General features: G+C 59.1%; 13 protein-coding genes and 5 tRNA genes. 12 read left to right on the top strand and 6 right to left on the bottom strand.

What is annotated here, in order from left to right; translation table 11 throughout:
- Positions 1-7: 7 nt before the first annotated feature.
- From glcE to NH398_RS07480, 3 genes are all read left to right on the top strand, one after another.
- Positions 8-1,108: a glycolate oxidase subunit GlcE gene (glcE, locus tag NH398_RS07490; protein WP_159343110.1), complete on the top strand. Its 1,101-nt coding sequence runs from the start codon at positions 8-10 to the stop codon at positions 1,106-1,108.
- A gap of 14 nt (positions 1,109-1,122) precedes the next feature.
- Positions 1,123-2,355, top strand: coding sequence for a glycolate oxidase subunit GlcF (gene glcF / locus NH398_RS07485; protein WP_253017572.1), 1,233 nt, complete (start codon positions 1,123-1,125; stop codon positions 2,353-2,355).
- Positions 2,356-2,436: 81 nt separating this feature from the next.
- The gene (locus tag NH398_RS07480) at positions 2,437-2,838 is read left to right on the top strand and encodes a heme-binding protein (protein WP_253017570.1); all 402 of its coding nucleotides are present in this window, start codon (positions 2,437-2,439) and stop codon (positions 2,836-2,838) included.
- Positions 2,839-3,005: 167 nt separating this feature from the next.
- On the opposite strand, the gene NH398_RS07475 is transcribed toward NH398_RS07480, so the two are convergent.
- From NH398_RS07475 to NH398_RS07450, 6 genes are all read right to left on the bottom strand, one after another.
- A tRNA-Asp gene (locus NH398_RS07475) sits at positions 3,006-3,082 on the bottom strand.
- 70 nt (positions 3,083-3,152) lie between these two features.
- Positions 3,153-3,228: transfer RNA gene (locus NH398_RS07470), tRNA-Val, on the bottom strand.
- A gap of 51 nt (positions 3,229-3,279) precedes the next feature.
- Positions 3,280-3,356, bottom strand: a tRNA-Asp gene (locus tag NH398_RS07465).
- 35 nt (positions 3,357-3,391) lie between these two features.
- Positions 3,392-3,468: transfer RNA gene (locus NH398_RS07460), tRNA-Asp, on the bottom strand.
- Positions 3,469-3,515: 47 nt separating this feature from the next.
- A tRNA-Val gene (locus NH398_RS07455) sits at positions 3,516-3,591 on the bottom strand.
- A 106-nt stretch (positions 3,592-3,697) separates the two neighbouring features.
- A complete protein-coding gene (locus NH398_RS07450) occupies positions 3,698-4,417 on the bottom strand; it encodes an alpha/beta fold hydrolase (RefSeq protein ID WP_253017568.1) in 720 nt (239 codons plus the stop codon).
- A 190-nt stretch (positions 4,418-4,607) separates the two neighbouring features.
- Between NH398_RS07450 and ccoN the strand changes: the two genes are divergently transcribed.
- From ccoN to NH398_RS07405, 9 genes are all read left to right on the top strand, one after another.
- Entirely contained in the window at positions 4,608-6,032 is a 1,425-nt protein-coding gene (gene ccoN, locus NH398_RS07445; RefSeq protein ID WP_253017566.1) for a cytochrome-c oxidase, cbb3-type subunit I, read from the top strand.
- A gap of 19 nt (positions 6,033-6,051) precedes the next feature.
- Complete coding sequence (ccoO, locus tag NH398_RS07440) at positions 6,052-6,660, top strand: cytochrome-c oxidase, cbb3-type subunit II (protein WP_153842519.1); 609 nt, start codon at positions 6,052-6,054, stop codon at positions 6,658-6,660.
- A 3-nt stretch (positions 6,661-6,663) separates the two neighbouring features.
- A complete protein-coding gene (locus NH398_RS07435; protein ID WP_159343115.1) occupies positions 6,664-6,882 on the top strand; it encodes a cbb3-type cytochrome c oxidase subunit 3 in 219 nt (72 codons plus the stop codon).
- Positions 6,879-7,808 carry a cytochrome-c oxidase, cbb3-type subunit III gene (ccoP, locus tag NH398_RS07430; RefSeq protein ID WP_159343116.1) on the top strand — a complete coding sequence of 310 codons (930 nt, stop codon included), beginning with the start codon at positions 6,879-6,881 and terminating at the stop codon, positions 7,806-7,808. Before NH398_RS07435 ends, ccoP begins: the two co-directional genes overlap by 4 nt.
- A 225-nt stretch (positions 7,809-8,033) precedes the next feature.
- Entirely contained in the window at positions 8,034-9,470 is a 1,437-nt protein-coding gene (gene ccoG, locus NH398_RS07425) for a cytochrome c oxidase accessory protein CcoG (RefSeq protein WP_253017564.1), read from the top strand.
- A 7-nt stretch (positions 9,471-9,477) separates the two neighbouring features.
- A complete protein-coding gene (locus NH398_RS07420; protein ID WP_159343118.1) occupies positions 9,478-10,002 on the top strand; it encodes a FixH family protein in 525 nt (174 codons plus the stop codon).
- Positions 9,999-12,449, top strand: a complete 2,451-nt coding sequence (locus NH398_RS07415) for a heavy metal translocating P-type ATPase (RefSeq protein WP_253017562.1) — start codon at positions 9,999-10,001, stop codon at positions 12,447-12,449. Before NH398_RS07420 ends, NH398_RS07415 begins: the two co-directional genes overlap by 4 nt.
- Positions 12,446-12,664, top strand: a complete 219-nt coding sequence (gene ccoS / locus NH398_RS07410) for a cbb3-type cytochrome oxidase assembly protein CcoS (protein ID WP_159343120.1) — start codon at positions 12,446-12,448, stop codon at positions 12,662-12,664. Before NH398_RS07415 ends, ccoS begins: the two co-directional genes overlap by 4 nt.
- Positions 12,661-13,356, top strand: coding sequence for a sulfite exporter TauE/SafE family protein (locus tag NH398_RS07405; protein ID WP_253017560.1), 696 nt, complete (start codon positions 12,661-12,663; stop codon positions 13,354-13,356). The genes ccoS and NH398_RS07405 overlap by 4 nt, the downstream gene beginning before the upstream one ends.
- Positions 13,357-13,360: the final 4 nt, after the last annotated feature.

Below are 13,360 nucleotides of genomic sequence, written 5' to 3'. Positions count from 1 at the left end.
AACCACCATGACCGAACTAGCGATACACGCTGCCGACCGAGACATTGCCGACGAGCTGAGCGAACAGGTTCGCAGCGCCTACCACGACCGTACTCCGCTGCGCATCGTGGGGGGCAATACCCGAGCCTTTTATGGTCGTCCGGTGGAAGGCACGGAACTCAACGTCGCCGCCCACAGCGGCATCGTCTCTTACGATCCTATCGAACTCGTCGTCACGGTGCGGGCAGGCACCCGCTTGAGCGCGCTGAACGCGGCGCTGGCAGAAAAACATCAAATGCTGCCTTTCGAGCCGCCCATTTTTGGCGAAGCCAGCACCATTGGCGGTGCGGTGGCCACCGGTATGTCCGGCCCTCGCCGCCCTTGGGCAGGTGCTGCACGGGATTTTGTCCTGGGCACGCGGGTGATTACCCAAGAAGGCAAGCTGCTGCGCTTTGGCGGCGAAGTGATGAAAAACGTGGCGGGCTATGACCTGTCCCGCATGATGGCCGGTGCCCAGGGCACGCTAGGCGTGCTGGCCGATATCTCATTTAAGGTGCTGCCTATTCCCACCGCCAGCCACAGTCTGCGCCTTGAAATGGGCTTGCAAGATGCTTTAGCGAAGCTCTCTGAGCTTGGCCGCCAGCCGCTGCCTATCACGGCTGCGGCATGGCACGCGGGCGAGCTGTTTATTCGGCTGGAAGGCGGTGAAAGCTCCGTCAAGGCCACGAAAGAGCGCCTGGGCGGTGAAGCGCTGTCTGCGGATTTCTGGCAACAGCTTCGTGACCAGCAGCATGGCTTTTTCAGCCTCAACGAAGGGCAAGCACTGTGGCGCCTCTCGCTACCGCCCCATACCCCAGCGCTAAAGCTCGCCGTTGATGAAAGCGATATCTTCTATGATTGGGGCGGCAGCCAGCGCTGGGTGAAAACCGCACTACCCGCAGACACGCTGCGCGATGAATGCCAGAAGGCCGGTGGCCACGCGACCTGCTACACCCCGCATGCCCAAGGGGGCGCGGAGTCACCGTTTACTCCGCTGAATGCTGTGGTCGAGAAGTACCACCGCAACCTGAAGGCCGAGCTGGATGCCCACGGCATTTTCAACCCTGGTCGTCTTTATGCGGCATTTTAATCAGGAGAGCTGACATGCAGACGCACTTTACCGATGCCGACCGCCAAAAACCGCATATTCAGGAAGCCGAGCGCATTCTGCGTACCTGTGTGCACTGCGGCTTTTGTAACGCCACCTGCCCCACTTACCAGTTGCTGGGCGATGAGCGAGACGGGCCACGCGGGCGCATCTACTTGATGAAGGAGCTGCTGGAGAGCCGCGATGACGATGACCAAGTCACCGAAGAGACTCGCCTGCACCTAGACCGCTGCCTAACCTGCCGCAACTGTGAAACCACCTGCCCCTCCGGCGTGGAGTATCACAAGCTGCTGGATATTGGCCGTGCGGAAATAGACCGTCGTGTGCCGCGCCCGGCGGCAGAACGGGCTCAGCGCTATGCGCTGCGCAAAATGCTGGTCGACCCGAAACGCTTCAAAGCGCTGCTGGCCCTGGGGCAAACCTTCAAGCCTCTAGTGCCCGGCAAGCTGCGTAGCAAAATGCCGCCCGCACCGGTCGATGCAGGCCAGCGACCCGACAGCCAGCGCCATGCCCGCAAGGTATTGATTCTAGAAGGCTGCGTGCAGCCGGGCCTGTCGCCCAACACCAACGCAGCCACGGCACGCCTGCTCGATCGTTTGGGCATTAGCGTCACACCGATTAGTGAAGCTGGCTGCTGTGGTGCTATCGACTTTCACCTCAATGCCCAAGAGGCGGGCCGCGAGCGGATGCGCGCCAATATCGATGCCTGGTGGCCGCAAATCGAGCAGGGCGCGGAAGCCATCGTACAAACCGCCAGCGGCTGCGGCGCGTTCGTCAAAGAGTATGCCGACATGCTCAAGGACGACCCCGCCTACGCTGAAAAGGCCAAAAAAGTCAGCGCACTGGCAAAGGATATCGTCGAAATACTGCGCGACGAGCCGCTTGAAGCGCTGCAGCTTAAAGAGCACCAGCGCTTAGCGTTCCACTGCCCCTGCACGCTGCAGCACGCCCAGAAACTCAACGGCGCCGTGGAAGGCGTGCTTAGCAAACTCGGCTTTGCACTAACGCCCGTGAAAGATGCCCACCTGTGCTGCGGCTCGGCAGGCACCTACTCGGTCACACAGCCAGAGCTCGCCACTCAGCTGCGCGATAACAAGCTGAATGCGCTAGAGGCAGGCAACCCTGAGGTGATTGTGACCGCCAACATCGGCTGTCAGACCCATCTCGCCAGCGCCAACCGTACGCCGGTACGCCACTGGGTAGAAGTCGTGGACGCTGCCCTGGTATAACCCTTTACACTCGCTGCGCTTTCACAACGTATTAACGGTTGGGCGCAGCGCTTTCATCCCTATGATAAAAAGGATCCTTTGATGCAAACCAAAGCTGTTTTAGGCCAAGCCGACGTTATCCAAGTCCTCGACGCTGCACAGAAAGAAGCTGACGCCAATAGCTGGCCGGTCACCATTGCTGTCACCGACGATGGCGGCCACCTGCTGGCACTGCGCCGTTTAGACGGTGCTGCCCCGTTCAGCGCCGATGTCGCTACCCAAAAAGCGCGTAGCGCGGCTCTGGGACGTAAAGAGACCCAAGTGTTTGAAGAGATGATTAACGGTGGCCGCACGGCGTTTGTCTCTGCGCCGCTACAGGGCCTGCTGTCTGGCGGCGTGCCGATCATCGTGAATGGCCAAGTCGTCGGCGCTGTTGGCATCTCTGGCGTTAAGCCAGATCAAGACGTGCAAATTGCCAAAGCAGGCGTCAGCGCGATCGCCTAACGCTTACCTAGTCAGTAACAGAAGTAAGTAACAGCAGCGTGCAGCGCATTGACTGCACGCTGCTTGTTAGCGTGTTATGTACGCGCAATAAAAAAAGCCCGAATCTATGATTCGAGCTTTTTAGAATTTGTTCGGCTTTATCAATATGACTGCCGATGGGTGCTTAATGGCGGACCGGACGAGACTCGAACTCGCGACCTCCGGCGTGACAGGCCGGCATTCTAACCGACTGAACTACCGGTCCACTTTAAGACACACTAACCATTTAAATCATTTATTAAAGCGGTTCAGAGGCGCTAAAACATTGGCTTAAATGGTGGGTGGTACTGGGTTCGAACCAGTGACCCCCAGCTTGTAAGGCTGGTGCTCTCCCAACTGAGCTAACCACCCGGGGTATTGATAGCTTATTGCTTATCAATATTGCTACTTCTCAAGTTATCGTGGCGGACCGGACGAGACTCGAACTCGCGACCTCCGGCGTGACAGGCCGGCATTCTAACCGACTGAACTACCGGTCCGAATAGCGATAACTAATTGCAGACTAAGATGATGATGGCGGACCGGACGAGACTCGAACTCGCGACCTCCGGCGTGACAGGCCGGCATTCTAACCGACTGAACTACCGGTCCACAAATGCATCACTTAACTGCGTTACGTTTCCAGGGAACCAAATAAATGGTGGGTGGTACTGGGTTCGAACCAGTGACCCCCAGCTTGTAAGGCTGGTGCTCTCCCAACTGAGCTAACCACCCGCTGGTCACGTGGCGCTGCATTCTACAGAAGCCTGTTTGAATGTCAACACGTTGCGTTTAAATTTTTGATTTAAACCAGCGTACTGCACGTTCTCGCGGCAACCGCTTACTGAGCGCGGACGAAGGATGCCGCAACTATGGCTGCTTCGTCAATCAAAACCTGCTGATTGACACCAGAACGTCGCCGCGGCTTAAAGTCATGGTCGCCATCGGTTAGCCAATGAATGTGAAGAGCGTCTGGTAAATCATAGGCGGCCACCTCTTCACGCGTGCCAAACGGATCACGCTCCCCTTGCAGAATCAGCATAGGCGTAGCGATGTCAGGAAAATGATCGGTGCGAAGAGAGTCGGGCTTTTTGGGTGGGTGAAACGGATAGCCTGCTGCAACGACGCCTGCGCAGGGGTGCTGACTGGCAAACAGCGATGCCACACGCCCGCCCATGGATTTTCCTCCCACCCATAAAGGCGAACCACTGATGGACACGACCAGATCATACCAAGCGACGAAGTGCTCCAGCGTTTTCGTTACGGGCGGAGGCGGACGGCGCTTTGCCTGCTCGCTCATCTGCTGCATGTAGGGGAAATCGATCGCCCAAACTTGGAGCCCCTGATGGGCCAGCGTCGCGGCAAATTGCCGCATAAAATCTGACAGGTGACCGGCCCCAGCACCATGGGCTAGCAGAATTCGCCCCTGCTCGGGGGTGCCGGAGACGCTCACCGGCCCCATCCCTTCCACGAGAAACCGCTGAACAGCGGGGCTGGCGAGCCGTTCACGCAGCGCCTGTGGGGTGATGGTCACGAAACCATGGCCAGCGTAATAGGACACTTAGCCCTCCTAATAATTCAGCGTTACATCCATTGGCGTGTTCAGCTTAGGGCGCGGCTGCGATAGAATCTAGGCCGGATCTTGACCTGCATCATCAAGCGGGTGGCCGCACCCGTGCACAATGCGATGGCAACGTGCGATTGCAAAATGCCACGGGTTACCCCCTAACCGCGTTCGATGGGAACATGAAATGAGCACAGCATTGGAACACCCGACCTACAACTACAAGGTAGTTCGGCAGTTCGCGATTATGACCGTTGTGTGGGGCATCGTAGGTATGACGCTTGGCGTTATCCTTGCCTCCCAGTTGGTCTGGCCGCAACTGAACCTCGGCCTACCTTGGACGAGCTTCGGGCGTCTTCGTCCGTTACACACTAACGCCGTTATCTTCGCCTTCGGTGGCTCAGCGCTCTTTGCGACGTCGTATTACGTCGTTCAGCGTACCTGTCAGACACGCCTGTTCTCTGACAAGCTCGCAGCGTTCACCTTTTGGGGGTGGCAAGCGGTGATCCTGTCGGCGGTGGTTTCCCTGCCGCTGGGCTACACCACGACCAAAGAGTACGCAGAGCTCGAATGGCCGATCAACATCCTACTGGCGGTAGTGTGGATCAGCTATGCGATCGTGTTCTTGATGACAATTAAGAAACGCAACACGTCGCACATCTATGTGGCGAACTGGTTCTTTGCTGCGTTCATTCTGACTGTTGGCGTTCTGCACATCGTGAACAACGCCGCGATTCCCGTCACGCCCATGTACTCCACCTCCATTTATGCAGGTGCCGTCGATGCCATGGTGCAGTGGTGGTATGGCCACAACGCGGTGGGCTTCTTCCTGACGGCGGGTTTCCTGGGCATGATGTACTACTTCGTGCCGAAGCAGGCTGAGCGTCCGATCTACTCTTATCGCTTGTCTATCGTCCACTTCTGGGCGCTGATCATGATCTACATGTGGGCAGGCCCGCACCACCTGCACTACACCGCGCTGCCCAACTGGGCGCAGTCGCTGGGTATGATCATGTCGATCATTCTGCTGGCACCGTCTTGGGGTGGCATGATCAACGGCATGATGACCTTGTCAGGCGCTTGGCATAAGCTGCGCACCGACCCAACCCTGCGCTTCTTGGTGGTTGCCCTGTCGTTCTACGGCATGTCGACCTTCGAAGGTCCGATGATGGCGATCAAGACCGTCAACGCGCTTTCCCACTACACCGACTGGACCATTGGTCACGTTCACTCAGGTGCGCTTGGCTGGGTCGCGATGATTACTATCGGCTCCATGTACCACCTGATTCCACGCGTCTTTGGTCGTACCGAAATGTACTCCGTTAATCTGATCGCCGTGCACTTCTGGCTGGCGACTATCGGCACGGTGCTGTACATCGCAGCGATGTGGGTCAACGGCATCATGCAAGGCTTGATGTGGCGCGCCATCAATGCTGACGGCACGCTGATGTACACCTTCGTGGAATCGGTTGAAGCCAGTGGCCCCGGCTACTTCGTGCGCATGGTGGGCGGCCTCTTCTGGGTAACCGGCATGCTCCTGATGGCCTTCAACGTGTACATGACCGTGAAGCGCCGCGAAGCCATTGGCCTCACTGCGCCGCAAGCCGCTTAAACCGGGGAAGTTAAGACCAATGAAACACGAGATTGTCGAAAAGAACGTTGGCCTACTCGCCGTGTTGATCCTGGTTGTGATCAGCTTTGCCGGTTTGGCCGAAGTCGTTCCGCTGTTCTTTCAAAAGCAGACCACCGAGCCGGTCGAAGGGCTTCGCCCCTTGACTGCGCTCGAACTGGAAGGCCGCGATATCTATCGCCGTGAAGGCTGCGTTGGCTGTCACTCGCAGATGGTGCGCCCCTTCCGTGCAGAAACCGAGCGCTATGGCCACTACAACGTAGCGGGCGAACAGGTATACGAGCACAACTTCCTGTGGGGTTCCAAGCGTACCGGGCCTGACCTGGCGCGTGTAGGCGGCCGCTACAGCGATGATTGGCACCGTGCCCACCTGTACAACCCGCGCGATGTCGTGCCGGAATCGATCATGCCAGCCTACCCCTGGCTGTTTGAGCGTACCCTCGACGGCGAAGCCACACCGGATAAAATGCGCACCCTGCGTCAGCTCGGCGTGCCCTACACCGATGAGGACATCGCCAACGCGACCGCTGACGTACGCGGCACCCAGGAAATCACTGCCCTGGTCGCCTACTTGCAACAGCTAGGAACCGTGCTCGAGGGCACACGTTAAGTTATGGATACGGGAACTTTCCGCGGCCTGATCACGCTGATTTTGATCTTCGCTTTCATTGGCATCTTTTTCTGGGCCTACTCGAAGCGACGCAAACCAGATTTTGACGAAGCGGCCAACCTGCCCTTCGCCGACGATGATGAGCAGCCGACCCGTGATAAGCATGCTTCGACCGAAGACGAAGCGGATTCCCGCCACGACAGGGGAGATAAGAATAGATGAATAATTTATGGGGTGACTCCCTATCCAGCTTCTGGAGCGCCTGGATTATCGTCATCACACTGGGCACGATCGCGCTGAGCGTTTGGATTTTGTTAGCCAACCGCCGCACCGATAAAACGCCCGATGCCGATGGCAATGTCGAGACCACTGGCCACGCGGCGGATGGTATCGAAGAGTATGACAATCCGCTGCCGCAGTGGTGGTTCAAGCTCTTCATCCTTACCGTGGTGTTTGCCCTCGGCTACTTGGTGCTCTACCCAGGTCTGGGTAACTACGCCGGCATCCTGGGCTGGTCTCAGGAGAGCCAGTGGGAAGAGGAAGTGGCCGACGCGGAAGACCGCTTCACGCCGATCTTTGCCCAGTACCAGGAAGTGCCGATTCCAGACCTCGCGCAGGATGCCGAAGCCATGCAGGTGGCAGAGCGTATCTTCTTGAACAACTGCGCCGTATGTCATGGCTCGAATGCCCAGGGCGGCTACGGCTTCCCCAACCTGACCGACGACGACTGGCTCTACGGGGGCGAACCCGAAAACATTCTGACCACGCTGAACAATGGCCGTAACGGTCTGATGCCGTCCTGGCAGCAGCTCGGTGAGAACAATATCGAAAACCTGACTCAGTACGTGCTGTCGCTCTCCGGCGAAGAGCATGACGCCGAGCGTGCTGCCAGCGGTGAAAGCACCTTCCTGGCTGCCTGTGCGGCGTGTCACACGCCCAGCGGCACGGGGAACACCGCTCTTGGTGCGCCGAACCTGACCGACGACGTGTGGCTCTATCTGGCACCCGGCCAGAGCGTGGACGACTCCATTCGCCAAACGCTGCGTAACGGTCGTAACGGCCACATGCCTGCCCAGGCTGCGTACATCGGTGAAGAGCGCGTTCACCTCGTGGCCGCTTACGTGTACAGCCTACGTTTCAACGACTAACCCCGTTGATAGGCGTTTTAACGCCAGCGTGTACGAAGGGGTGCGGTTACATACCGCACCCTTTCTACATCCAGCATCCGCTCAGCCACCCGGCTATCCGTTACACTATTGTTTAGCAATGTGTGTATAGCGATTCGACATACAGCGACGCGATCTCCTTCACCAATGAAGGTTGCGTGAGCCAGGCTATCGTCCACTCCTGCCTATTGAGCTGCGATCACCGCCATGGAAAAAATACCTAGCCACGATATTACGCCGCCAACCGTTGGGCACCAAACGCCGGGAGACACCACCACGCAAGAGATGTACGCCAAGCGGCGGCATATCTACGTGCGGGAGATCAAAGGGCTGTTTCAAAAGGTACGACGCAGCGCGAACTGGGCGCTAATGATGGGCTTCTTTTTGCTCCCCTGGCTGAACTGGGGTGACCGCCCTGCCGTGTGGTTTGATCTACCGGGCCGTGAATTCCACATTTTTTCGGCCACGTTCTACCCGCAGGAGTTCATCCTTCTCTCGTGGCTGCTGATCATTTGCGCCTTTGGACTGTTTTTCATCACCGTGTTTGCGGGGCGTGTCTGGTGTGGCTACACCTGCCCGCAGAGCGTTTGGACATTTTTATATATTTGGCTTGAGCACCGCATCGAAGGCTCGCGCAATCAGCGCATAAAGCTGGATAATCAGCCGATGACTGCCAACAAAGCCTGGCGCAAGGGGGCAAAACACGCTGCTTGGCTGCTGATTGCCCTGGCCACCGGCGTGACGTTCGTCGGCTACTTTACGCCGATTCGTGACCTGGTACAGGAGCTTCCCACGCTAGAAGCCCATGGCTGGTCCTATTTTTGGGTAGGTTTCTTTTTAGTTTTTACCTACCTCAACGCCGGCTGGCTGCGTGAGCAGGTGTGCATTTACATGTGCCCCTATGCTCGCTTCCAGTCGGTGATGTTCGATCGCGATACGCTGATCGTTTCTTACGACGACGCCCGCGGCGAACCCCGCGGCCACCGCAAGAAATCGCTCAGCCATGCCGAGGTCCGAGAAGCGGGCCTGGGTGACTGTATCGACTGCGAGCTGTGTGTCCAGGTCTGCCCGACCGGCATCGATATCCGCGACGGGCTGCAGTACGAATGCATTACCTGCGCCGCCTGTATCGATGCCTGCGATAGCGTAATGGATAAAATGGGCTACCCCAGAGGGCTGATTCGCTACACCACCGAGAACGCCCTGGAAGGTAAAAAGAGCCACATTCTGCGCCCGCGCTTGATCGGCTATTTCGTGGCACTGGTGGTGATGGTGGCGACCTTTGCCTGGGCCGTGAACGACCGCACACCGCTAACCTTCGATGCCGAACGCGAGCGTACCCAGCTCTATCAAGTCACTCGCGATGGCCAGATAAGCAACGTCTACAGCCTCACCGTGCGCAATTTGGACGCCCAGGATCATACCTATGACATCAGCGCGGCGGGCCTGCCTAACCTGCAGCTAGATAACACCGCGCTACGCGTTCCCGCCGGTGAGTCGCGCATTCAGGTGATCACCGTGCTGGCGGACCCTGAGACCTTGAGCGAACCCAGCCACGCCATCACCTTCACGCTGCAGGCGCAGCAAGACGAGCAGATTCGTCAGACCCGCGAAGCGCGGTTCTTGAGTGATATTAGGAGATAAACGCGTCATGTCCGACACCCCGATTCCGCCTTGGTACAAACAGTTCTGGCCGTGGTTCCTGCTCGGGCTACTGTTTTCGTCCATTCTGTTCAGCATTGGCTTTGCGGTCATGTCGATCAAAAGCTACGACGGCATGGTGGTTCAAGAGGATTACTACGAGCACGGCAAAGCCATCAACATGGTGCTGGCGAAGCAGGAGCGCGCGCGTGAACTCAATTTGAGCGCCGACCTTCGCATCGACCCGCTGACGAGTGATATCGTCATCGACCTTGCAGGCGATGTTCGCCCGGACAAACTCTATCTGGACCTCATCTTCCCCACCGAAGATGACCGAGACCAATCCTTCGTACTGGAGCACGTCCGGGAAGGCCGCTACATCACCCAAGGGCCGGATAATCTGCGCTACCGCTGGTACCTTCAAATTCAGCCCGAGCAAGGTGATGACGCCGATTGGCGGCTGATCGGCGAAGCCCGCTTCCCGAATGAAGAGAGCGTTGCTCTACTGCCCGGAGGGCGCTCAGAAAGCGAATGAGCACGAACGCGCTAAGCTGCTACCACTGCGGCAGCCCGGTGCCCGACGGCGCACCGTGGCAAATCGTGGTGGACGACACGCCCCATTCATTGTGTTGCCCCGGCTGTGAAGCCGTGGCACACGCCATCGTCGACGGCGGGTTAGAGAGCTACTACCGCTATCGCACCGAACTGCCCGAGCGCCCCGACGAACGTCAAGCCGCCAAAGCGGAGACCTGGTCGGTGTTCGACGATCCAGGGCTGCAGGCGCAGTTCGTTCACCCAGACGGCGATGAGGGCCACGTCAGGGCAACGCTGGCCGTAGAAGGGATTACCTGTGCCGCCTGCGCGTGGCTCATCGAGCACCGCTTGAACGCGCTTGAAGGCGTTGTCTCCAGCGCAGTCAACCTGACCCATCACCGCCTACGCGTCGCTTGGGACCCTAACGTCATCAAGCTCTCCCAGCTCTTCGCCGAGCTCGCCGCTATTGGCTACGATGCGCAGCCCTACGAGCCGGACCACGCCCAAATGCGCTTGCAGCATGAAGAGCGCATGAACGTGCGCCGCTTGATCGTGGCGGCGGTGGGAATGATGCAGGTCATGATGTTCTCCATCCCCATTTACGTCTCGGGGCCTGGGGAACTCAGTGAGGACTTCTTTGCGCTGTTTCATTGGCTCTCGTTCGCGCTGGCCACGCCGGTGGTGTTCTTTTCGGCGCTGCCCTTCTTCCGTAACGCCCTGCGCGATCTCAAAACCGGCGTACTAGGGATGGATGTGCCTGTTTCACTCGCCATTGGTGGCGCGTATTTCGCCAGCAGCTACGCGGTGCTATTTAACGTGGGCGAGGTCTATTTTGACTCGGTCGCCATGTTTACCTTCTTCCTACTGTTTGGCCGCTACGTAGAAGGGCGCGCCAGGCGACGCAGCGGCCATAGCGGTAATGCCTTAAGTGGCGTGCTGCCGGTCTCTGCTACACGGCTGGAAGCTGACGGCAGCGAACGCATTCTGCCCGCTAGCGAGCTTGCCGCCGGCGACCGCGTGCTCATCAAGCCCGGCCACGGCGTCCCCGCCGACGGTATTATCGAAGATGGCGAGTCTAGCCTGGACGAGTCGATGCTGACCGGCGAGTACCTGCCCGTCACCCGCCGAGTGGGCGAACAGGTAGTAGGTGGCAGCCAAAACATGGAAAACCCGCTCACGGTGCGGGTGACTCATGCAGGCCACCATGCACGCGTGGCGGGCATCGTCGATTTAACCGACCGCGCCTTTGCCAGCCGCCCGCGCTTGGCGCAAATGGCGGCGCGCATGGCCCACCTGTTTGTACTGCGCCTGCTGGTGGTCACCGCTTGCGTGACCGTGGCGTGGTGGTTTATCGACCCTTCCCGCATGCTCTGGGTGCTACTCTCCGTCCTGGTAGTCACCTGCCCATGCGCGCTGGCACTCGCCACCCCGACGGCACTCACCGCAGGACACGGGCAACTGCGCCAGCGCGGCGTGTTGATCACCCGTGCCGATGCCATCGAGTCGCTCTCTAACGTCACGCGGGTGATTTTTGATAAGACCGGCACACTGACCCGCGGCGAGATGCAGCTCACCCAAACCTGCTCGTTAACAGCGCAGAGCAGTGAACAGCTGCGGGCCATTGCCGCCGCGCTGGAAGCTCACTCCGAGCACCCCATCGCCCGCGCATTTCGCCCGTTTCGGGACGCCACGTTGCAGGCGCGCCAAGTCAAAAGCGTGACGGGAAGCGGACTAGAAGGCGTGCTCAACGGTGCTACGTGGCGCTTGGGCAAGCCCGATTTTGCGACGACGAAATCACTCACGCCGCCCAGCAACGGCCAGTGGCTGCTGCTCAGTGAAGATGACGCTCCGCGGGCCTGGTTTAAGCTCCACGACGGTATCCGTGAAGACGCGGCGCAAACTGTAGCCGCCCTGCAGGCGAAGGGGCTTAACGTTGAGTTACTGTCAGGCGATACACAGGAAGCCGTAGAGAGCTTAGCCGAGCAGCTCAATATTGCGACGTGGCACGCAGGCAAGTCACCGGAAGGCAAGCTCGAACGGCTGCGTGAGCTGCAGGCACAGGGCGAATGCGTGGTGATGATTGGTGACGGCATCAACGATGTACCGGTGCTCGCCGGTGCTGATGTGGCCATTGCCATGAACGGAGCCACCGACTTGGCACGCACTCGGGCCGACGCGGTCTTGCTCAGCCCACGCTTAATGCGTATTTTCGAGGCCATTGAAATCGCCAGCGCCACGCGACGCATCATGCGCCAGAACATGATCTGGTCAGTGTGCTACAACTTCTCCGCGCTGCCCCTGGCTGCGATGGGGCTAGTCCCGCCGTGGTTGGCGGCGATTGGCATGTCGCTAAGTTCGCTGGTCGTGGTGGGCAATGCGTTACGCCTCACGCGCTGGCGTACCTCCCCCGCTCCTCAGATAGCCCCAGCCACACCGGTGACCGTATGACCATTCTCTATCTACTGATTCCGCTGTCACTGATTCTGTTAGGGCTGGCGGTGTGGGCGTTCTTCTGGGCGGTGAAGAATGATCAGTTCGACGACTTAGAAGGCCCCGCCCACCGCATCCTGTTCGATGACGATGAGAACGACTTTACCCCCGAGCAGCGCGCCGAACGCAAACAAGCCGCCAAGCCACCCCGCGATCGCGAGCCACCGCCATGAACCCCACGGGACTGGATCTGCCGCCGCTCATGGCGGCGTTCGTGTTTGGCCTGATGGGCGGGGCTCACTGCATTGGCATGTGCGGCGGCATTATGAGTGCCCTGACCTTCGCCGTGCCGCCCAGCATGCGCCACCCGGCGCGCATGGGGGGATTACTGCTCAGCTATAACTCGGGCCGTATCCTGAGCTATATGACGGCAGGAGCCTTGGTAGCCGCGCTCGGCACCTTGGTGTCGCTCTCTTCACAGGCGCGTATCGCTCTGCAGATTATCGCCGCAGTCATGCTGATCCTAATGGCACTGTACATCGCCAACTGGTGGAAAGGGCTATTGAAAGTCGAAGCCGTGGGGCGCAGGCTATGGCGCTTCATCGAACCCGTTGGGCGACGTTTGATGCCCGTGGTTCACCTGCCGCAAGCTTTTGCGCTAGGTGCCCTGTGGGGCTGGCTGCCTTGCGGGCTGGTGTACTCGATGCTCGCCTGGAGCTTGGCCATTGCCGACCCGCTACAAGGGGCGTTATTGATGGGTGCCTTTGGCATGGGCACCCTGCCCGCACTGCTGGCCACGGGCCTTGCGGCGCGCCAGCTAAGTCAGCTCATCCGCCATCCCGCCACGCGTAGCCTCGCCGCACTGACCATTATCGGCTTTGCCCTGTGGCAGCTCTGGGCACTTCTCTTTCCCACCGGGCATTGAACAC

Origin of the sequence: Halomonas sp. CnH100-B, assembly GCF_024124605.1 — a bacterium.
Taxonomy (GTDB): domain Bacteria; phylum Pseudomonadota; class Gammaproteobacteria; order Pseudomonadales; family Halomonadaceae; genus Vreelandella.
This window is presented reverse-complemented; position numbering and strand designations above follow the sequence as displayed.

Excerpts from the sequence above, each read along its gene's own strand:
- glcE (WP_159343110.1), top strand. The coding sequence starts at position 8 with ATGACCGAACTAGCGATACACGCTGCCGACCGAGACATTGCCGACGAG.
- glcF (WP_253017572.1), top strand. The coding sequence starts at position 1,123 with ATGCAGACGCACTTTACCGATGCCGACCGCCAAAAACCGCATATTCAG.
- NH398_RS07480 (WP_253017570.1), top strand. The coding sequence starts at position 2,437 with ATGCAAACCAAAGCTGTTTTAGGCCAAGCCGACGTTATCCAAGTCCTC.
- ccoN (WP_253017566.1), top strand. The coding sequence starts at position 4,608 with ATGAGCACAGCATTGGAACACCCGACCTACAACTACAAGGTAGTTCGG.
- ccoO (WP_153842519.1), top strand. The coding sequence starts at position 6,052 with ATGAAACACGAGATTGTCGAAAAGAACGTTGGCCTACTCGCCGTGTTG.
- NH398_RS07435 (WP_159343115.1), top strand. The coding sequence starts at position 6,664 with ATGGATACGGGAACTTTCCGCGGCCTGATCACGCTGATTTTGATCTTC.
- ccoP (WP_159343116.1), top strand. The coding sequence starts at position 6,879 with ATGAATAATTTATGGGGTGACTCCCTATCCAGCTTCTGGAGCGCCTGG.
- ccoG (WP_253017564.1), top strand. The coding sequence starts at position 8,034 with ATGGAAAAAATACCTAGCCACGATATTACGCCGCCAACCGTTGGGCAC.
- NH398_RS07420 (WP_159343118.1), top strand. The coding sequence starts at position 9,478 with ATGTCCGACACCCCGATTCCGCCTTGGTACAAACAGTTCTGGCCGTGG.
- NH398_RS07415 (WP_253017562.1), top strand. The coding sequence starts at position 9,999 with ATGAGCACGAACGCGCTAAGCTGCTACCACTGCGGCAGCCCGGTGCCC.
- ccoS (WP_159343120.1), top strand. The coding sequence starts at position 12,446 with ATGACCATTCTCTATCTACTGATTCCGCTGTCACTGATTCTGTTAGGG.
- NH398_RS07405 (WP_253017560.1), top strand. The coding sequence starts at position 12,661 with ATGAACCCCACGGGACTGGATCTGCCGCCGCTCATGGCGGCGTTCGTG.